We start from the raw sequence: 20,366 nt of genomic DNA, 5'->3' as shown, positions 1-20,366 counted from the left end.
TGCGGGAGGACTAAGACAAACCGAACGAGAAACCCGGTTTTGGTTTCTTGGTCGGGGTGGCTTAGGACCGAGCATGGCAGGTGTAAGGTTAGACAGCTATCCAAGTTCAAAATTTTATATTTTATTAAGAAGTCAAAAAGCGATCTGGCAGCAACATGTAAGTTGCGTCCAGATCGCTTTTTTATGTTATTTCATTTTATTAATTTCCTCGCTCACAATAAAAGCGAGATCATCATTGCCGAATAACGATAGAACGTTTAGTACTGTATCGTTGGCGATTGCACCAGCTTCCTCTTTCGGTACAGTTAATTCGAGTGCTTCTTTTAAAGCAGGATTCGCTGACTGGTGAGGGTAGGCGCGTAAATATAACTCTTCCGGGTTTAAATCATGGTTTACACACCATTGAGCGAAGACCAGAATCATCATCTTTTCATCGCTTTGATAATTTTTAATTATTTGTTGTTCAATTGCATTCTTGTTCATTCTTACTCTCCTTCATTTATGTATAGTGCTATTATATCAGGGTTGCAGAGAAGGAGAATAACCTATTATTTTAAAAGATCGTGATCGACGTACCGCTCGCCATTAAGTTCGCTGATAATGTTGATGGCAACTTTGGCACCATCACCGGCTGTTATTATTGTGTGAACGCTGACCCCGGCGCAAGTGCCGGCTGCCCAAATGCCGGGAATATTCGTTTTTCCGTCTGCATCAACAGCTATAACTGTCTTAATTCGCGGTTCCGTTCCGGCCTTTGTTTCAATGCCGGAAGCTTCAACTGCTTGCAATGATATGCCGGATGCAATTAATACATGCTTAGCCTCGAAATGACCATTGTCGTCAGTTACCACTTGAAAACCATGCTCTATTTTTTCTATTTTCTCGACTGTTGCTTGAATTACCTCAGCGCCGAATTTTAAAGCTTGTTCTTTTCCGATTTCGATTAAATCAGGACCGGAAATTTCCTTAACGCCATAATGGTTTTCAACCCATGCACGTTTTGTCATACTTTTGTCATTATCGATTACTATTGTCTTTTTGCCGGCTTTTGCAGCAAAAATAGCCGCACTTGCACCGGCAGGACCGGCTCCGATGATTATAAGATCATTCATTATTATCATTCCTTTCTTTGTTTCTCATTAGCAAGTATAAGTAATTGTAAGGAAATGTCAAATTATTAACCGCAATATTCTAAATTTTTAAATAAAAAATGTTTTTTAATTGTTGATGTATAATGAATGCAATAGAATATCATATGATTTCGTTGGAGGAATGTTTAAAAATGTACAGCTTTAAGAATGATTATAGTGAAGGGGCACATCCTAATATATTGCATGCTTTGTTGGAAACAAATTTGGTGCAAGAGGAAGGATACGGCTATGACCGTCATACTCGTGATGCCATTCATTATATCAAGCAGAAAATGAACCGCGATGATGTTGATGTTCATTTGCTTTCAGGAGGCACACAAACGAATTTGCTGGCAATCTCTGCTTTTTTAAGACCGCATGAGGCTGTTATTGCACCTAGTACAGGGCATATTTTTGTCAATGAAGCAGGTGCGATTGAAAGCACGGGCCATAAAGTAATAACAGTGCCAGCTTATCAAGGTAAACTGAATGCCGGGCAAGTGGAAGCGGTTTTGAATCTACATAGCGACGAGCATACAGTAAAGCCAAAGCTTGTGTATATCTCGAATCCGACAGAAGTGGGAACTATTTATAATAAGAAAGAATTAATGGAACTAAGAAAAGTATGCGATGACAATCGTATGCTGTTATACGTTGACGGCGCAAGACTGGCATCGGCATTAGCTTCTGAAGCGAACGATTTGTCGCTTGGTGAGTTAAGCAGTTTAGTCGATTGTTTTTATATTGGCGGCACAAAAAATGGAGCCTTGTTGGGAGAAGCGCTTGTTATTTGTAACGATGCCTTAAAAGAAGATTTTCGTTATCTTATAAAGCAAAAGGGTGCACTGTTGGCGAAAAGTCGGTTATTGGGCATTCAATTTTCAGAATTATTCAGAGAAAATCTATATATGGATTTGGCCCAACATGCCAATAAGATGGCAAAGATGCTGAAAAACGGTCTGGTGGAACGCGGAGTATCATTTTTGGCGGAGTCGCCTACTAATCAATTGTTCCCGATTTTTTCAGATGAGGAAATTGAAGAGCTGCAAAAAGATTTTTCTTTTTATGTATGGGAAAGGGTGGATGAAAACCGTTCAGCTATTCGCTTAATTACGTCATGGGCTACACTTGAGTCGGAAGTGCTGAATTTCTTGGCTGCTGTTACTAGAATTTGCGACAGCAAGACTGCTGCTCACCATCTGTAGAACACGGTATAAAATCATACTAATTTGTAAAAAATAATAATGATATTTTATAATATCACCCTGTAATCGAATATCCAATCACATTCATGAAGAGGTGACTTTGCAATGAGTTATATTGATCAGTTAGATCCGCATTCTCAAAAATTTCACCACAATTGGACAAGGCCTAAGCGGCAAAAATCTCAAGTGAACGGTCATACTCAAATGTCTCAAAACAACATTATCTTGAGAAGTAACGCAAAAGCGCATAGGTGGTAAACTGGATATTTGATACGAAAAAAGGTCGGCTAACGCATAATGGCATGCATAGCCGGCCTTTTTCTTATATGTTACACAATACTTTTAGAAAATATTCACTATATTCATATAAATTAAATGATAGAATAGCACAAATGATACTTTTTGAAAAGAGGAAAAGTAATGATTTATGGAATTGTCGATGTCGGTTCGAATACAATTAGATTAACGATATATCAATATGAAAACGGCGAATTATCATCTCTTTTACATAAAAAAACAATGGCCGGATTAGCGGGGTATGTTGAACAAGGAGAGATGTCGCAAAAAGGTATTGAGAAAGCATGCGAAATTGTCTCAGAATATAAGGAGATCTTAAATAATTTCTCAATCTGTAATTTAAATGTTTTCGCTACTGCTTCTTTGCGCAATATTGTTAATACAAATGAGGTAGTGAGGACTATACGGGAGCTGACCGGCGTGCATGTGGATGTCATTTCAGGAGAAGAGGAAGCGCAGCTTGATTTTATTGGCGCTACTCATGTAATAAACATGCAAGATGGTCTTTTGGTGGACATCGGGGGCGGCTCTACCGAATTAGTTTCATACAGAAGGGGGCAAATTGTCACGGCTGTCAGCATGCCGATCGGTTCATTAAGCCTTTTTACAAAGCATGTATCAAAACTGCTCCCAAAAAAGAGCGAAAAGCATGCAATTGTGGAAGAAATCAGATTTGAGCTCGATAAGCTATTCGAATTTGATGAAAATGAGTTATTTCAGGAAATATGCGGTGTCGGAGGAACCATTCGTGCTGCTTGTAAATTGAACAATGATCTACTGGGATCTGAAGCAAGAAATTCAATTGATTGCAAACACCTCGGAAAGATGCTGAAAATTTTAAACAAGCGAAAAAAAGATACATACCGCAGAATTTTACGGGTTGTACCGGATCGAATTCATACAATAATACCGGGCATGCTCATTTTAAATGAAATAGCCACTTATTTCGGCAGTGAGGTTATTCGAATTAGTAACTATGGTGTTCGTGAAGGATATTTGTACAGCAAAGTATTAAAGGATGGTGGGCAAAGTGCCAAAGGGTAAGGTAACGCATGATATTAGTTATACGACAAATAGGGAGCTATCTTGGCTGAAGTTTAATCAGCGTGTGTTGGAGCAAGCTTATGATGAGAATGTTCCTTTATATGAACGATTGAAATTTGTCAGCATTTTTGAAAGCAATTTGGATGAATTTTATATGGTCCGTGTCGGAAGCCTTTATGATCAATCGCTGATAAAAAATAATCGTGTTGATAATAAAAGCGGTTTGACACCTTCAGAGCAATTAAAACGGATATTTAAAGAAACCATCCCTTTGTATAAACAAAAAGATGAGATTTTATCGAAACTGGAAAAACAATTGCGTCTTTATAATATTGAACGTTTAAAAGTGAAAGATTTGTCAGGCGCCGGCCAAAAATATGTGCACCAATATTTTAAAACCAATATTTTGCCGGTGCTTTCGCCGCAAATTGTCGACTATCATCACCCGTTTCCTCACTTGGCAAATAAGTCATTAAATATCATTTTATCGATGGAGAGGGAAGCGGAGGAGTCAATCGGACTTATTCCGGTACCTCAGCTGCTGCCAAACATTTTATATTTGCCCGGAGATGTGCGGTTCATCAATATGGAGAATATCATTTTTGAATATGCTCATGAAGTTTTTGAACTGTTTGAAATTAAACATAAAACAATTGTTTCGGTTACGCGAAACGCTGATATCAGCCCGGAAGATGAATTATTTGATGAAGATGAAGACTATCGCCATCATATGAAAAAAATATTGAAGAAACGAAAGCGTCTTGCGCCTGTCCGTTTAGAAATTCAACATGGCGCGTCTGAACAGCTGATTGATTATTTATGTGATCGTCTAAATATAAAGAAACACCAAGTTTTTGTGAGCGAATCACCGCTTTGCATGTCCTATGTATTTGAATTGCAAAATAAATTCTCAATTGATACGATTCGGCAAATTACATATCCGGCCTTTGAACCGCAGCCTTCACCGCTTGTTGATAGACATGAGAGTGTTCTTTCCCAAGTGACTAAACGTGATATTGTTCTTCATTACCCTTATGAACAGATGGAACCGTTTATTCGTTTGTTAAAAGAGGCCGCTGCTGATCCGACGGTTATGTCTATTAAAATTACAATCTACCGATTAGCGAACAAATCAGACATCGTCAAATACTTAATGGAAGCGGTAGAAAATAATAAAGATGTTACCGTTTTGATGGAACTGCGTGCACGTTTTGATGAAGCTAATAATATTAATTGGGCTGAAGAATTGGAAAGAGCGGGCTGCAATGTCATATACGGATTTGAAAACTATAAAGTTCATTCGAAGATTTGTTTAATTACGAGATTGGAAAACAATCAAGTTCACTATATTACCCAAATCGGCACAGGTAATTATAATGAAAAAACGTCTAAAATATATACTGATTTATGCTTGATGACAGGCAATGAAAAAATCGGCAAGGATGCCGCCAATTTCTTTAAAAATATGGCGATTTCTAACTTGAATGGTCATTATGATTACTTGCTCGTTGCACCGATTAATATGAAGACAACAATCATAAAGCTTATCGATGAGGAGATTGCAAAAGCGGAGGCGGGAGAAACAGGCAAAATCACGATGAAAATGAACTCGTTGACCGATCGTCAAATCATTACGAAACTATCGGAAGCGTCTTGTGCCGGCGTCAAAATACAACTCGTCATTCGAGGGATTTGTTGTCTCGTGCCCGGAATTCCCGGCAAAACGGAAAATATAACAGTCATCAGTATTGTCGGCCGATTTTTAGAGCACTCGCGTATTTTTTGTTTTGGTGAAGGCGCAAATATGAAGATGTATATCGGCTCGGCTGATATTATGACTAGAAACATGGAAAAGCGTGTCGAAATTGCCTGTCCGATTTTTGATGAGAACGTGAAAGAGCAAATCAATGAGATGCTGGAAGTTCAACTGAACGATAACGTCAAAACGAGAGTAATGCAAAATGACGGTTATTATGTGAAGCGCTCAGGAGCTGAATATACAGCAGTCGATGCGCAAAAATTTTTAATGGAAGCTGCTATAAAGCAGGCAGCGATTCCGGTAAACAGACCGTCTGAGTACACAGAACGAAGCGGGTTATTAAGGCAAGCAATTTTGAGGTTGCGTGATCGACTACAAAAAACTGAATAATCGTTTAAAGATTAAAACTGATTAAGTATGTCTCTTCCATCAGGATAGACAGCTTAATCAGTTTTTTTGTCTAACCTTATTCCTGCATTTCTAAATTAAGAGAAACTTAAGATTTACGCTATCTGTTTATTAAGATTTATCCATTAATCTGATAACTGTAAATAGAGATTGGATGCAGGAGGAATTGAAATGATAGAGCTGCGGAATGTAACGAAGAAATATGGAAAGAAAATTATTCTTGATGATTTAACCGTTACTTTTGAAAAAGGGAAAATTACTTGTTTATTAGGATTGAATGGCGTCGGAAAAAGCACAACGATGAAGGCGATCATGAAGCTGATTCCGATTAATAAAGGCGAAATTTTGCTTGAGGGTGAACTGGTAAACGAGAATAATATCGACAAAATCGCCTACTTAGCTGATTGTCCGACACACGACTTGAACTGGACAGTGGAGGAAAATTTGAAGTTTGCCAATATATACTTTGATAGTTTTGATATGGATAAAGCGGAAAGAATGGTGGAGTTTTTTAAATTGCCGAAAGATAAGCGGTTGAAAGATCTCTCAAAAGGGAACTTGGCCCGTTTTACAATCGTTGCGGGACTTTCTCAAAACGCTCCTTACGTCTTAATGGATGAGCCATTCAGCGGAATCGATATTTTTTCGCGTGAAGAGTTCATTGCCGCTCTGAAGTCAGAGTTCATGATTGACAACCAAACAATCATTATTACAACCCATGAAATTGATGAAATTGAAGGAATTGCCGATGACATCATATTAATTGAAGAAGGAAAGATGCTGCAGAAGTTTTCTAAATCAGAGGCAGAGCTGGAAGGCTTAACGGTAGTGGAGAAAATGAGAAAGATTTATCGAGGTGCTTAATTATGAAATTTTCAACTTTTATCGAAACTGATTTACGGAAAATCATCCCTTTTCTAATCGGGTTATATGTACTGGCGACAGCTGGATTTCAAGCAATTTTTATGAAGCTTGTAGGTAATGTGAATGAAGGATTAGTGCAAATGACGTTGCAAAATGGGATGACTATGGAAGAACTTTTGAAAGATATTGATCCGATTAGTTTGACTGCGATTATAGATGAAAATCCTTTTCCGATTCTAGCACTGTTCTTTGTAGGTTTATTGCTAATTATCATCGGTTTTTATTTATGGTATAAAGAGTGGTTTGGTGCATCTAAGCGCATTTATTTATTGTTGAGTATGAAGGGTAGCCGCTTTCGTATTTTTTTCAGTAAACTGATTGTATTTTTATTTGTCTTCTTAGCTTATTACGGCATCATTTTGTTAAATTTAATCATTGGCAGCCAAATCATGAAACTAATGCTACCTGATGGAGCGGTAGCTGAACATCTTGTACAGAGTTTTTTACTGCATTCTCAATTCATTGGTTTTGTTTTGCCTACAAGTCTTTCGGCACTTTTCTATCATATTTGTTTTATTGTAATGATCTTCAGTATTTTGTCAGTGTTTGTTTTAATGGATCGTTCAAAAAGAATTGCAGGTATGTTTTCTGGCTTCCTATATGTATCTGGCAGTATAGCAATATTTATTTATATAAATACGTTAGAGCTGTACACATCTGAAAAAACGATGGCGGATTGGGCTTTTACTTCCGTCTTTATTCTGCTCAGCGCAATGATTAGTCATTATTTGTTGAAACGAAAAGTATCGATTTAGGGGAGAAGAAGATGAAATTTACGAGATTAATTAGTTTTGCTGTCATAGGCGTATTATCTGTCGGAACATTAGTGACGGTTGCTGAGGTGAATAAAGCCCCGGTTGACCGTGTCATGGAAATAGAAGATTTAACAGGGGATCGCAGTGTACTTGATGGAGTAACATTAGAAAATGTTATAAAAACAGATGAGAATGCTTTTGAGAAAGTTTATTTAAAAAATGAAGATGTTGTTTTTGAAAAAACAGAGTTTGATTTAAGACATGGTGTAGGAGAGGAAGTCTTGCGGCATAAGGATTTGTATAGAGGCATGAATAATGCATTAAAGGCAGAAACCGATGCGGTAATATTTATAGCAAGGTTTAATAGCTTATATCCTTATGCTTCAAATGATCCGTTTGTAGAATTAGCAGTTAAAAACAAAAGTACAAATGAAATCATGAAAGAGAAAGTAACAGTGCCAGACCTTAAGATGAGCGAGAGCATCTATAATGAGTCTGTATTAGAGATTGACGGTAAGATTTATTATTGCCTAGCTTTAGGAGACATGAATGGGAACTCCGCGAAACAATCCATTAAAATATATGAGGTCAACCAGAAGACGCTTCAGTTGCAAGTTGTGAATGTCAGTGAACTTTCATTAGACGGTGATTATGCGAATTCGACCAATATTATCGCTCTCGATAACAATATATATACAATCGCTTATAATGACCGGGAGTATAAGCTGGCAATGTTCAATCCTGCAACGAAAGATACGGAGATTATTAATTTGTCATCACTATCAGGGATGTCGGGTTATATTCAATTTTTCGATATGAATGAACAAACAATTTTCCTTCAAACAGAAGAAAAAATGCTGATTATCGATCGTGACACAGATGCTATAGTAAACGAGGATGATGATTTCCCTAGCTTTGCCGGCGATTATGAGTATGTCTACAGTACAGAACATATAATGAACGACAAACTAATATATGTGTTATATGGAACTTACACAGGAGGGCTTCCGTCAGATCAATTATTGGTTGCTTATGATGTGAAGGATGGAAGCCTTATATATGGAGGTAAGTTGCCTTCGATGGCTGACCGCGGTGTCGGGATCAACTATTCTTTTTATAATAATTAATGATATAAGCTGCCGGCAAAATTGTGCCGGCGGTTTTTCTGTTTAATTTGCCGGGTAAAAATATCATTGTGAAGATTTAGACTGTTCCATATGTATCGATAACTTTTAAAAAAAACAAATAAAAAGGTGAGGAAATAAATATGAGCATTTCAATATGTGACGTTGATTGTGATAAATGTGAGTTAAAATACACTTGCAGCGGATGTGCCGCAACAAACGGCCGCCCATTTAATGGTGATTGTGTTATTGCGCTATGTTGTCATAGTAAGGGAAGAGATTATTGCAGCGAATGTTCTGATATGCCTTGCAAGCTAAAGGAAAAGTTAATCACTGAGCTTAACCAGCTCGGCATTGAGGATATGGAAGAAGTCACTAGTCTTAATGCGCTCAAAGGTTCCTATATTAATTTGGAATACACACTCTCAAGCGGGCAAGTCGTTAAATTCCTTGATGATAATAAAATATACTTGGGAAATCAAATGTGTAAAATAGGAAGCCGCAGATGCTATGGCATCGCTGCTGATGAAAAAAACCTCATGGTATGCGAATACGGTGAGGGCGGTTGTAATGCTGAGGTAGTTGTTTTTAAGCGTTGGAATAATAATGGTTTTTATTTTTAAAATAGTGGGTCATAAAGTTACAATATATATGAATGGTTTTGAGATAACAAAAAAAGGAGTGGTGTACCTTGTTAAATAAAGCAGCAGAATTAATGAAACAGTCTCGGTATATAGTTGCGCTGACGGGTGCAGGAATGTCGACTGAAAGCGGATTGCCGGATTTTCGCTCAAACGGCGGATTGTGGGCCGGCAAAAAGCCCGAGGAAATAGCCCATATCACAGCAGTCGGCTCGGAAGCTTTCAAAACCTTTTATTCGATGCGCATGAAGGACTTGGCAGCTCATCAGCCGAATAAAGGTCACCGAATTTTAGCCGAGTGGGAAAATGGCAACATTGTAAAAGCCATCGTCACACAGAATGTTGACGGCTATCATCAGCAAGCAGGAAGCAAACGAGTCATTGAAATGCACGGGCATTTGCGCAGCCTATATTGCGATGAATGTTACAGGGAGTATTCTGTTGATAAATATATGAAAAATCATGATGATTGCTGTGAAACACCCGGATGCAACGGAACCGTTCGCCCTCCGATCATCTTATTCGGAGAAGCTTTGCCTGAAGGGGCTTGGGAGCAAGCAACTGAAGAAATCAGCAAGGCAGATTTAGTGCTGGTCGTCGGGACATCCTTAAATGTCTTCCCGGTAAATACGTTAGTGGAAGCGGCTAAGCAGTCCGGTGCGCATATTATTTTAATGACGAAAAGCGACACGCCATATGACTATTTGGCAGATGTGCGCATTCATGAATCGATTGGAGAAACGCTGACGGAACTTGATCGTCTGCTAACCAACAAAAAGGAGTAATAATGAAAATAGTAACAGTAAGCGATATACATCTGGATATGAATTCAAAATATGCAGGCGTCGATTTGCTTCCTGTCTTTATCCAATGTTTGAAAAGTCAGGAAGCAAATTTAATTATCATTGCGGGAGATTTGTGCGATAACGCCGATGATACAATTCAAGTGTTAGACAGATTAGAAGCAGAATTGGAAGTTAAGGTTCTGTTTATCCCCGGCAATCATGACATTTGGGTTAAACAGAAAGACCGTACTTCTTGGGAAAGCTATCATCTATTGCAACAACATCCATCCTCGTTGCTAGACAAGCCATATGACTTGAAAAATGGTTATGTTGTTATTGGTGAGATGGGCTGGTATGATTATTCATTTGTGAAAGAGACTATCCCTTACCAAACTATGATTGAGCATTTGGAGCAATGGGGAGATTATAAATGGACCGAATGGCAAATGGATGATCAGCAACTGAATGCGAAAATGTTAAGCCAAATGCAAAATCAGTTAAATAGATACAAAGATAAAAAGATTATTCTCGTTCATCACTTTGTGCCGTATAAAGATTTCCTTTCTGATCGTACAAAATACATGGATTGGGATTTGTATAATGCCTTTATGGGTTCGCAGTCTGCCGGTGACCTGATTAATACATACAGCAATATCGAATATGTCATCTTTGGGCACACTCATGATCGGTTTGGTATAGTGAACAATTTTTATGGTAAAACAGTCATCTGTAGCCCTCTCGGTTATATAGCTGAACCAAGCGAAACATTTTTTAAGAAAGAATTGTTGCAATCAATTACGATAATTGAGTTGGAAGATTAATCGTTTCCAAGATACTAAAAATTACGATAATTGACACCTTTTATCCATAAAACCTGTATAAAAGGTATTGTAAAATATCTTTATAGGAAAAAGGAAGGTTGGTGTGCAACATGTTGAGTCATAAAGATTTTGTGGAAAAAGTATATCAATATCAAAACCTGGCAAGAGAAACTGATATTGTCGAAAACGAAATAAAAAGTTATATCTTGAAAGATATTGAATTAGGCTCTGAAGTAGAATCCGAAGTATTAAGAGAGGTTCACTCTTTTTTGAGAGAAGCGGCTGTTTCGAGTGATTCTGAACTATGCATCGCCAGATTGGATTTGATTATTGCGCAATTGCGCGTAAAAAGATTATCCGCTAAATCTCAAGATTTAAATGCGGACAATGTATTTGTCTTTGAGGAACTAAGACAAACTGAATAGTTTTTAGTCATTATAAAAACAGAAGGCACCTGAGATTTACGGGTGCTTTTTTTTACTTTATTAGAAAGCATAAAATCTTTGAACCTGTATAGCTTTCTAACCTTATACCAGCCATGCTCAGTCTTAAGCTTCTCCTTTTTCGTTGAAGTGAATTCAGGAGGCTGATTTTAAAATGAAAAAGGACCGGTATTGATTTTTGGAAAAAATGTAAATTTAAGAAGGAGGAAACGGATGTTTGGGCGAATGATTTTAATATATAAAACGAAAGCAGGGGATCAAAATGGATTATATGATCAACGAATTAAAGCAAATCTGCCATATGGAACCATTGCGTGAGAAAATTTTGATTGCTGATTCGTATTATATCGGAAATCAAATTGTAGAAGCCTACATGGAAAAAGAACGTTTCGTCGTAAACCTGCATGTTAAAACAGTTCATGAATTAGCAGTTGAAATTCTGTCTTCTCAAAAGATCTTTTTAGGGACGATTGCCGACAAAGTTATAACGGAATACTTCATTTATGAGACGGTAATGAATTTGAAAAAGAAGAGTCAGTTGTATTACTTTAACAGCATTGAGATAACCTCGTCTTTTTGCAAGTCTATTCATAATACAATTATGCAATTGCGTCTTGCGGGCTATGATGAAAATAATATCGATGAAACGAATTTTTTATCAAGCAATAAAGGGAACGATTTTAAAAAGATTCTTGCACATTATAAGCAAATGCTCGACAGCAATCAGCTTGTCGATTCGGCAGAAGTTCTTCAGCAAGCGTTACAGATTGTGTCGGAAAATAATAAGAGCTTATACATTTTACAGCCGAACTTGCAACTGACAAATCTGGAGCTTCAGTTTTTACAAAAGCTTCTGCCAGAGAAAAAATATAAGCTATCACTCGCGAAAGTTTACGGTGTCAACCTTCCGGAAAATCCTTCTATAGAGACGATAAAATGGGGCCCACCTGTGCCGTTAAGTTATATATACTGCCCGAACAACTATACAAAGCCTATAGAAACAATAGATGTACATATCGCTAAAACAGTAGAGCTTGAAGTAAAGGCAGTCCTGCAGTCTCTTAAACAGAAAAAAGCACCTCTCGATCAATCTACTATCTTCTACACGAGCTCTGAACCCTATATTTCAGCCATTTATCACTTAAGCCAAAAGCTAAATATTCCCGTTACTTTCTCTGAAGGTCTTCCTATTTTATATAGTAGACCGGGCAAATTAGCCGGTGGTTTATTGAAATGGCTTCAATCCGACTATCATATCCATACATTTCTCCCATTATTACGAGATGGATTAATTTTATTTAAAGGAACTGCTGCACCAACTAATTCGCAGGCGATTAAACTTTTGAAGGACTTGCAAATCGGTTGGGGAAAGGAACGTTACCTTTCACTGTTTGACAAAACAATAAACGCATTGGAAGAACAAGAACGAGACTCTGAGCATAAAGAGCGGGTCGGGAAACTGGAAAGCTTACGTTACATGAAAAACTGGTTTCGGAATGCTTTGGAAAGCCTTTCTATTGATAAAGGGAAAATTTCCTATAAGAGCTTGTTGACCGGTATTCGTTCAATCTTAAGCAATCAATCTGCAGTCATAACAGAGTTGGATTATGCGGCGAATAAAGAATTAATGGGTAAAATCGAAGCTATTTTACCATATTTGAAAGAGGAAACATTGGCCATTTATGATGCTGTGCAACGAGCTTCAGAATTACTCCTTGCCGGTCGCATTTTTGCATCAGATCCAAAACCGGGATGTTTACATGCAGCAAACTATGAAGACGGTATTTATAATCGACGAAAGTTTACTTACTTTGTTGGATTGGATAATCAGAGTTTCCCGGGAAAAATAATGGAAGACCCGCTCCTGCTTGACAATGAGAGGGCCCGTTTAAGGCTGCAAATGCCGTTATTGAAGGAGCAAGCGGAGAAAAGATTATATACAATTCTGCAGGCGCTTGCGCAATGCAACGGGCATATAACTGCGAGTTATTGCAATTTTGATGTGACAAATAACCGGATATTAAATCCATCCTATTTGTTTTTGCAATTGTATCGGGCTGCCAACGGGAACAGTTTAGCTGATTTTAAGGAAATCAATGATGTTCAAACCCGGATTTTCAGTGAAAAGGCTATAGAAGAGTATGATGTTTGGGCGCTACAATTTGCCGGCGGACAAAGCTATAGTCCGCAAAGTGGTTTGTTTGAGGCGCATCCGAATGTTATGAATGGTTTAATAGCGGAGCAAATGCGTCATACAGAATTGTTTACTGATTATGACGGTAAAGTCAATATTGAAGGGACGGAGGCTAGCGCTTTATACAAACATAAGACACTTTCAGCCAGTAAGCTGGAAATGCTGGCGACCTGTCCGTATGCGTATTTTCTCAGTGAGGTGCTGAAACTTAAACCTGCTGAATCGAAAGAATATGATGCTAATAGATGGCTTGATGCAAAAACGAGGGGAATATTGCTGCATAAAATATTTGAGCTTTTTTTGAAACGCCTAAAGGAACAATGTGAAAAACCGAACTATGTGAAACATAGAACGTTAATGATGGAGTTGGCGCAACAGATTATAGATGAGGAGAAACAAAGGGTAACGCCACCGAACAATAGTGTGTTCCAAGCGGAATCAGCTGACATTTTATATTGCTGTGATATTTTTCTGAAAGAAGAGGAAGTTTTTTGCGAAATATATGAACCGTATGAATTTGAGTATACGTTCGGATTGAATGGTATAGAGCCGGCTGTGTTGTCATTGGATGATGAGGAATACATTCTCGTTTCGGGGAAAAGCGACCGTGTCGACTTTGATCAATCCGGGAAAATGCACATTATTGACTATAAGACAGGGAGTGCATACAAATTTAACGAACGGAATGTATTCAATGGAGGGAGACAATTACAGCATTTCATATATGCGTTGGCTATTGAACAGCATATGGGATTGGAAGCCGGCACAGTTATCGAGAGTTCGTACTATTTTCCTTCCGCGAAAGGATTTGGAGAAAGAATTGTCAGAAAGCAAACTGCTGATGCAAGAAAATCGGGCACTGTCATATTGACAGATTTGATTAACATCATTAAACAAGGTGATTTTATGATGACGGATGATTTGGAAGACTGCCGATACTGTGATTACAAATCTGTCTGCCGCAGGGCATCATATGATTCAGTTACTTATCATAAAAAACTGACTGATGAAAGGTATAGCGGTTTAGCAAGCCTTAAGGAGGTAAGAGGATATGACTGAGAGGATTATCGATCAAGATGCTCGAGAAAAAATCGTAAGCCAATTGGAAAAGAATTTTCTCGTTGAGGCAGGAGCAGGATCAGGAAAAACAACGAGTTTAGTGGAGCGAATCATTAATATCATTATAACGGGCAAAGGGAAAATCAATGAAATTACGGCGATTACTTTTACACGAAAAGCAGCGGATGATCTGAAATTGCGTTTTTTAGGTAAACTCGAAGAAAAGTGGAAGCAAGAACAGAATGCTAAAAGAAAGCTAAGGTTAGAAGAAGCGATGAAAAACATCGATTCTTGTTTTCTCGGCACGGTTCATGCTTTTTGTTCAAGAATGCTTCGCGAGCGTCCGGTTGAAGCCGGGCTTGATCCTAATTTTACAGAGTTAGAGGAAGAAGATGATCGGCAAATTATGCTTGAAGCTTGGCAATTATATTTAACCGTTCTTCCGTCACAAAATCCGAAACTGCTTGAACAAATGAATGAAATTGGAATTCATACTGAACAGATACAGACGTTTTTGCTTGATTCCAAGGACGATCCTGATGTCGATTGGATTGTTCATCACTCCGATAAACCTTTAATTCTCTCTGCTTATGGTGAATTTATCGACTTGCTAAAGGAAGCGGAAAGCTACCTGCCTGCTGCAGAGCCTGATGGAGGATATGATACACTGCAGCAGTTAATTATTAAAGTATTGAAAAAAGCGAAACATATTGATGAGAAGAATGACAGCAAAATCATCGAAATATTTGAAATGGCCAATAAAACGATAAAAGTAAAATTAAAAAATTGGCCAAACAAAGAATTGGGCCGCCATTACGAAGACAAAGTTAAAGATTTCATAAACGTAACATTGAAGCCGTTGCTACAGCAATGGAAGGAATATTGCCACCCGATAATTGTCGATATTTTAAAAGGCGGATTGGAGCAGTATGAACGATTAAAGAAAAGTCGTTCATTAGTGAACTTTCAAGATCTATTAATAGTGACGACTAATTTGCTGAAAGACAATTCGGAAGTTAGGCAATATTTTCAGCAAAAGTATCGATTTCTCATGATTGATGAATACCAAGACAGCGATCCTCTTCAAGCAGAGCTGATGTTTTTACTAACGGCAGCCAACCCGGAAGAAAAAGAGTGGACGAAATGCAAACCGAAGCCGGGTTCCTTATTTATCGTCGGTGATCCGAAACAAGCCATTTATCGTTTTCGCCGAGCCGATATTGATACATACAATCGGGTGAAGCATCTAATTTGTGAGCATGATGGAGAAGTGCTTCAGTTAACGATGAATTTCCGTACTATAGGTGGCATAACGAAAGTATTAAATGCTGTATTTGAAAAAGAGTTGCCCGAAAAGGAAACGAAGTACCAGGCTGCTTATCGTCCGTTACATTCATATTTTAACAACAGCGGTAAATGCTTGGAAGGAATTAAAACATTGACTGTCCCGGGTGAATATACGAAAAAAGATGATATTATTCGGAAAGATGCCGATAATATAGCACGCTGTGTACGGCATTTAATGAATAAAGGGCATGAAGCGAAGGATTTCATGATTTTAAGCCGTTATTCGGAATCCATTCCCGTATATGCAGAAGCCTTAGAAAGACTTCATATACCGGTAAATATTAGCGGTGAAGTCATTCTTGGCGATCATAAAGAAATTAAGGAATTAAAGTTACTCTTGCAATTCTTATCCGACCCGGGCGACGAATTGACGTTAGTTGCGGTTTTGAGGGGAATCTTTTTTGGAGTCAGCGATCAAGATTTATATGAGTGGAAACGCAGCGGAGGCAAGTTTTCTATTTACCGTCATGCCTATATATCAGACATCAATGAAAACGCAAAAGAAAAAATTATTGCCAGCCTTGAAATGCTGAGAAAATATGATGATTGGGTACGTTTGTTTACTCCTGCCGTTGCACTTGAAAAAATTATGACTGATATCGGACTTTATCCGCTGTTTCTAATTAACAGTCATTCTAAGCAGTTATTTAAAAGTTTGCTGCAAATAATTGAAATGTTGAAGAAACAAGAATCTGCAGGGACCGGAACGTTTTTTGAGTTATTTGCTAATTTCTCGAAAATGGTTGAAGAAAAGACTACGGTAGCTAATTTTGAGAGCGGAGGGAATGCGGTAGCTATTATGAATGTTCATAAATCAAAAGGGCTTGAGGCGAAAATTGTATTTTTGGCTAATCCGGTCAAAAAAGTCGACCCTGCTCCGATGATTACGAAGCACATCAACAGAGAAGACCATGGTTCAATAGGACATATCGCATTTTTATCTAAAAAAGGATTTCAAAAAGCATCAGTCGGTTTGCCGTTGAATTGGGAAATGCATAAGGCTGAAGAGTATGCATATTTATTGGAAGAAGAGAAGCGAATCTTATATGTGGCCGTCACTCGAGCTGAAGAAGCATTGATTATAAGTTTAAGTGAGAAATCGAATAAAAATAATCCGTGGGAACGTTTTTTGCATATTGAGAAAATAGAGGAGATGTCTCTGCCAGATATGGTTGAATCATCGCCGGAAAGGGAAGCTGCTGTCTCGTTCTCTGCAGAATTTTCAGCGGATATTAGCTCTATGCGTTTTTGGCTCGATAATAGCCAAGAGAGCTCCTATGTGAAATGGAGCCCGACAGAGGAAAAGGATTATACAGAAATTGCTGATTTAGAGCGGGATCATGGGGGGAGTATGAAGTGGGGAAGCTTCATTCATGATATATTAGAAAAACTAGTAAATAATCAAGATATGGATATTTATATGGCACAGGCCATGTTTAAACATCAAATACCGTATTCAAAAATTGAGGAAGTCAATGATTATATTAAGACTGTGAAGAGGTCCTTCATATGGGGCGATTTGAAAATAGCGGATGAAGTATACACTGAAGTCCCGATTCATTTAGTGGTTGATCAACAAAGTTCTTTGCGTCCCTATATTGATAATGATACTGCAAGTGAGAAAGTGTTTGTAAAGGGCGTTATCGACCTTGTGTATCGGATTAATGATAATTGGATGATTATTGATTATAAAACAGATCGACTGCACAATTGGCAGGAGGAAGATAAACTTCACGCATTTTATCAAAAACAGCTTACTTTTTACCGGGAAGTATGGAAGCAGATTGTTAATAGCCAATCCGTTCAAGCAGAGCTGTTTTTCTTAGAAAAAGAGAAGAGTGGTTTTTATTGACAGAATTGTTAAAATTATATATCCTTTTCTAGTGCCTTGTGCAACTTGAAGTTGCCGGTGAAAGGGGAGGGATACACTTGTCAGCGGAACAGCGTAAGAAGATTGTTATTTTAATGGTGAACATGTTTATAGCGCTTGCCAGCTTTGGGATCATCATTCCAATTTTGCCCCAATATTTAGAATCAATCGGTCAAGGGGGGAAAGCGGCAGGTCTCATAATAGCAATATTTGCCGCTGCTCAATTTTTGATGTCGCCGATTGCGGGAAAATGGGCTGACCAATACGGTCGCAGGAAAATGATCATTTTCGGTCTTGCAGGATTGGCATTATCAATGTTTATTTTTTACTTGTCTGATTCAATTTGGGTATTATATGGATCTCGTATTATCGGAGGAATAGGTGCCGCTCTGTTAATACCGGCGATCTTTGCTTATATAGCGGATATTACGACAATTGACCAAAGAGCGAAAGGTAATAGTCTTGTCTCAGCCGCGATGTCATTAGGGATTGTTATTGGACCGGGAGTTGGCGGTTTTATTGCCGATTTCGGCTTGAAAGTTCCTTTATTGGTATCAGCTATCGTGGCAGTCGCTGCGGTCATATTTTCAATTGTGATGCTTAAGGAAAGCAAAGAGGATTTAGGGGATGCGATTGCAGTTCCAAATGAAGCGATGATCGTAAAAATCTTCAAGTCAGTAAAGACGCCATACTTTATTTTGTTGATCATATCGCTTGTGATGAGCTTCGGGTTAATGGCGTATGAATCGGTGCTTGGACTTTTTGTCGATTATGAGTTCAGTGCAACACCGCAAGACATTGCGCTTATGGTTACATCTACAGGAGTTATTAGTGTAATTGTACAATTATTTGTTGTCGATCGTCTCGTTCGCAAGTTTGGAGAAAGTGCCATTCTTTCTTTTTTTATCGGTTTGACAACGGTAGGGTTTTTATTTTCAATAGTGGCCAACAATTATTTTCTGTTTTTTGGCATTACTTTGCTGATTTTCTTGGCAACATCAATCTTAAGACCAGTTCTTAATACATTAATTTCGAAGTTGGCAGGAAACGAGCAAGGTTTTGCGATGGGGATGAATAATGCTTATATGAGTATAGGAAGTATTTTAGGCCCGACATTAGCAGGCTCATTATTCGATGTAAATATCATCTATCCCTTTGTACTCGGTTTTTTCATTTTAGCGATTACGTTTGTCATTTCGTTTATATGGAAGCAGAAAGCTAACGGCAAAATGGCAAAAGCAAGCTGAAATAGGTGAATTGTAACGAAATTGTATGCACAGGCATTTTGCTGCTGTCCGAAAGGCAGGGAGGCTATGTCTGTGCTCTTTGTTTTGTCGATAAAATTCTTAGGTATATTATAAGCAAGAAGAGGTGATTTAGATGAGATGAGGGAATTTTGGAAAGGCTGGACGTTATTTGAAATCATTTGGTTAGTAATATTTATGGCCAAAAATGTCCAAAGCGGCAGTTATAAATGAAGACAAGGAAGTGGCTATTAATGGGTAAAACAGTTGGATTTTACGGCGGGAAGTTTACGCCTCTTCATAACGGGCATGTATATGCGATGTTAATGGCTTCTGTAATGGTCGATGAATTGCATGTTATCGTCTGTTATGACGAAGATTCGGAAAAGAATGAACTTCACAAAGATTCACTAGCTCCATATTTTTCTTATCAAATTCGCGCAAGATGGTGGAAAGAAATTACAAAGCATATGCCGCATGTTCAAGTACATACGGTCTACAATCCCAATACGATGAATATTAAAGATTGGCAAATAGGAGCGGAGGAGATAAAAAGAGTCATCGGAAAGCCAATTTCGCATGTATTCTCTTCTGACTCCAGCTATGATGTCTTTTTTGAAACACTTTATCCTGAAGCAAATCATATTGTCTTAGATGAAAAGAGAGAAAGATTTCCGATATCATCTACTGTCATAAGAAGGGATGGCGTTTTTGCTCATTGGGATATGATTCCGAAAGCAGTGCAAAGATATTTTGTTAAAAAAGTAGTTGTGATTGGCAGTGAAAGCTGCGGGAAATCTACCTTAGTGAAAAACTTGGCACTCATATATGGAACAAATTATGCAGAAGAACAAGGGCGGACTTACTATGAAGAATTAAATGACTATGATTACTTTTCTGATGAAGATTTAATAAGAATTGCTTATCGACAAAAATACTTCGAAGAAAAAGCTGTTTATCAGTCTAACAAACTGTTGTTTTGTGATACTGAAGCAACTGTCACAAGACGATTTTATAATGAATATTTAGGGAAAGATCATGACTTGCTTCGAGAAATTGCTATACAGCAACATTATGACTTATGGCTGTTTCTCGAAGATGATGTATCTTTTGTTGATGATGGGACTAGAGGTTATGTTGGAGATCGAACTTATAGTAGTCAATTATTAAAAAGGTTATTGTCAGAGCAAAATATTTCTTACACGATACTTCAGGGGAGCTACGAAGAACGATTGAAAAAAGCAATAATAGAAATAGACAAATTGTTGATTTAAGATTCTCGCTCATTCGGGCAAGAGTCTTTTTTCTTAGTTTTG

At 38.0% G+C, this 20,366-nt stretch carries 17 protein-coding genes; 15 read left to right on the top strand and 2 right to left on the bottom strand.

The genetic code is table 11. The features are described from left to right. Window positions 1-186 precede the first annotated feature (186 nt). Together IEO70_RS08790 and IEO70_RS08785 are read right to left on the bottom strand one after the other, a co-directional pair. A complete protein-coding gene (locus IEO70_RS08790) occupies window positions 187-483 on the bottom strand; it encodes a hypothetical protein (RefSeq protein WP_190998005.1) in 297 nt (98 codons plus the stop codon). 65 nt (window positions 484-548) lie between these two features. Continuing rightward, complete coding sequence (locus IEO70_RS08785) at window positions 549-1,112, bottom strand: FAD-dependent oxidoreductase (protein WP_190998004.1); 564 nt, start codon at window positions 1,110-1,112, stop codon at window positions 549-551. Window positions 1,113-1,282: 170 nt separating this feature from the next. Between IEO70_RS08785 and IEO70_RS08780 the strand changes: the two genes are divergently transcribed. The 15 genes from IEO70_RS08780 to IEO70_RS08710 all read left to right on the top strand — a co-directional run bounded on the left by IEO70_RS08780 (window position 1,283) and on the right by IEO70_RS08710 (window position 20,324). Continuing rightward, on the top strand, window positions 1,283-2,335 hold the full coding sequence (locus tag IEO70_RS08780) for a threonine aldolase family protein (protein WP_190998003.1): 1,053 nt from the start codon (window positions 1,283-1,285) through the stop codon (window positions 2,333-2,335). Window positions 2,336-2,440: 105 nt separating this feature from the next. After that, a complete protein-coding gene (locus IEO70_RS08775; RefSeq protein ID WP_190998002.1) occupies window positions 2,441-2,593 on the top strand; it encodes a YpzG family protein in 153 nt (50 codons plus the stop codon). Between the two features lie 162 nt (window positions 2,594-2,755). After that, window positions 2,756-3,676, top strand: coding sequence for a Ppx/GppA phosphatase family protein (locus IEO70_RS08770; protein WP_190998001.1), 921 nt, complete (start codon window positions 2,756-2,758; stop codon window positions 3,674-3,676). Continuing rightward, window positions 3,663-5,825, top strand: coding sequence for a polyphosphate kinase 1 (ppk1, locus tag IEO70_RS08765; RefSeq protein WP_328820896.1), 2,163 nt, complete (start codon window positions 3,663-3,665; stop codon window positions 5,823-5,825). Before IEO70_RS08770 ends, ppk1 begins: the two co-directional genes overlap by 14 nt. 189 nt (window positions 5,826-6,014) lie before the next feature. Next, entirely contained in the window at window positions 6,015-6,707 is a 693-nt protein-coding gene (locus tag IEO70_RS08760; protein ID WP_190997999.1) for an ABC transporter ATP-binding protein, read from the top strand. Window positions 6,708-6,709: 2 nt separating this feature from the next. Beyond that, window positions 6,710-7,522, top strand: a complete 813-nt coding sequence (locus IEO70_RS08755; protein ID WP_190997998.1) for a hypothetical protein — start codon at window positions 6,710-6,712, stop codon at window positions 7,520-7,522. An 11-nt stretch (window positions 7,523-7,533) separates the two neighbouring features. Beyond that, window positions 7,534-8,649, top strand: a complete 1,116-nt coding sequence (locus tag IEO70_RS08750; RefSeq protein WP_190997997.1) for a hypothetical protein — start codon at window positions 7,534-7,536, stop codon at window positions 8,647-8,649. 140 nt (window positions 8,650-8,789) lie between these two features. Then, window positions 8,790-9,269: a DUF3795 domain-containing protein gene (locus IEO70_RS08745; RefSeq protein WP_190997996.1), complete on the top strand. Its 480-nt coding sequence runs from the start codon at window positions 8,790-8,792 to the stop codon at window positions 9,267-9,269. A gap of 68 nt (window positions 9,270-9,337) precedes the next feature. Further along, complete coding sequence (locus IEO70_RS08740) at window positions 9,338-10,072, top strand: NAD-dependent deacylase (protein WP_190997995.1); 735 nt, start codon at window positions 9,338-9,340, stop codon at window positions 10,070-10,072. 2 nt (window positions 10,073-10,074) lie between these two features. Beyond that, window positions 10,075-10,893, top strand: a complete 819-nt coding sequence (locus IEO70_RS08735) for a metallophosphoesterase (RefSeq protein ID WP_190997994.1) — start codon at window positions 10,075-10,077, stop codon at window positions 10,891-10,893. 110 nt (window positions 10,894-11,003) lie between these two features. Next, window positions 11,004-11,318 (top strand): hypothetical protein, encoded by a 315-nt coding sequence (locus tag IEO70_RS08730; RefSeq protein WP_190997993.1) that lies wholly within the window; start codon window positions 11,004-11,006, stop codon window positions 11,316-11,318. Window positions 11,319-11,598: 280 nt separating this feature from the next. Continuing rightward, the gene (locus tag IEO70_RS08725; RefSeq protein WP_190997992.1) at window positions 11,599-14,589 is read left to right on the top strand and encodes a PD-(D/E)XK nuclease family protein; all 2,991 of its coding nucleotides are present in this window, start codon (window positions 11,599-11,601) and stop codon (window positions 14,587-14,589) included. Next, window positions 14,582-17,788 carry a UvrD-helicase domain-containing protein gene (locus tag IEO70_RS08720; RefSeq protein ID WP_190997991.1) on the top strand — a complete coding sequence of 1,069 codons (3,207 nt, stop codon included), beginning with the start codon at window positions 14,582-14,584 and terminating at the stop codon, window positions 17,786-17,788. The genes IEO70_RS08725 and IEO70_RS08720 overlap by 8 nt, the downstream gene beginning before the upstream one ends. A gap of 77 nt (window positions 17,789-17,865) precedes the next feature. After that, the gene (locus tag IEO70_RS08715) at window positions 17,866-19,053 is read left to right on the top strand and encodes an MFS transporter (RefSeq protein ID WP_190997990.1); all 1,188 of its coding nucleotides are present in this window, start codon (window positions 17,866-17,868) and stop codon (window positions 19,051-19,053) included. 251 nt (window positions 19,054-19,304) lie between these two features. Then, window positions 19,305-20,324, top strand: coding sequence for an AAA family ATPase (locus IEO70_RS08710; RefSeq protein ID WP_190997989.1), 1,020 nt, complete (start codon window positions 19,305-19,307; stop codon window positions 20,322-20,324). The last annotated feature ends 42 nt before the right edge of the window (window positions 20,325-20,366 follow it).

Origin of the sequence: Peribacillus faecalis, assembly GCF_014712675.1 — a bacterium.
Classification (GTDB): domain Bacteria; phylum Bacillota; class Bacilli; order Bacillales; family DSM-1321; genus Bacillus_AD; species Bacillus_AD faecalis.
This window is presented reverse-complemented; position numbering and strand designations above follow the sequence as displayed.

Coding starts and splice junctions, on each gene's coding strand:
- IEO70_RS08755 (WP_190997998.1), top strand. CDS start 6,710: ATGAAATTTTCAACTTTTATCGAAACTGATTTACGGAAAATCATCCCT.
- IEO70_RS08710 (WP_190997989.1), top strand. CDS start 19,305: ATGGGTAAAACAGTTGGATTTTACGGCGGGAAGTTTACGCCTCTTCAT.
- IEO70_RS08750 (WP_190997997.1), top strand. CDS start 7,534: ATGAAATTTACGAGATTAATTAGTTTTGCTGTCATAGGCGTATTATCT.
- IEO70_RS08775 (WP_190998002.1), top strand. CDS start 2,441: ATGAGTTATATTGATCAGTTAGATCCGCATTCTCAAAAATTTCACCAC.
- IEO70_RS08770 (WP_190998001.1), top strand. CDS start 2,756: ATGATTTATGGAATTGTCGATGTCGGTTCGAATACAATTAGATTAACG.
- IEO70_RS08720 (WP_190997991.1), top strand. CDS start 14,582: ATGACTGAGAGGATTATCGATCAAGATGCTCGAGAAAAAATCGTAAGC.
- IEO70_RS08780 (WP_190998003.1), top strand. CDS start 1,283: ATGTACAGCTTTAAGAATGATTATAGTGAAGGGGCACATCCTAATATA.
- IEO70_RS08730 (WP_190997993.1), top strand. CDS start 11,004: ATGTTGAGTCATAAAGATTTTGTGGAAAAAGTATATCAATATCAAAAC.
- IEO70_RS08785 (WP_190998004.1), bottom strand. CDS start 1,112: ATGAATGATCTTATAATCATCGGAGCCGGTCCTGCCGGTGCAAGTGCG.
- IEO70_RS08790 (WP_190998005.1), bottom strand. CDS start 483: ATGAACAAGAATGCAATTGAACAACAAATAATTAAAAATTATCAAAGC.
- IEO70_RS08735 (WP_190997994.1), top strand. CDS start 10,075: ATGAAAATAGTAACAGTAAGCGATATACATCTGGATATGAATTCAAAA.
- IEO70_RS08760 (WP_190997999.1), top strand. CDS start 6,015: ATGATAGAGCTGCGGAATGTAACGAAGAAATATGGAAAGAAAATTATT.
- IEO70_RS08725 (WP_190997992.1), top strand. CDS start 11,599: ATGGATTATATGATCAACGAATTAAAGCAAATCTGCCATATGGAACCA.
- IEO70_RS08745 (WP_190997996.1), top strand. CDS start 8,790: ATGAGCATTTCAATATGTGACGTTGATTGTGATAAATGTGAGTTAAAA.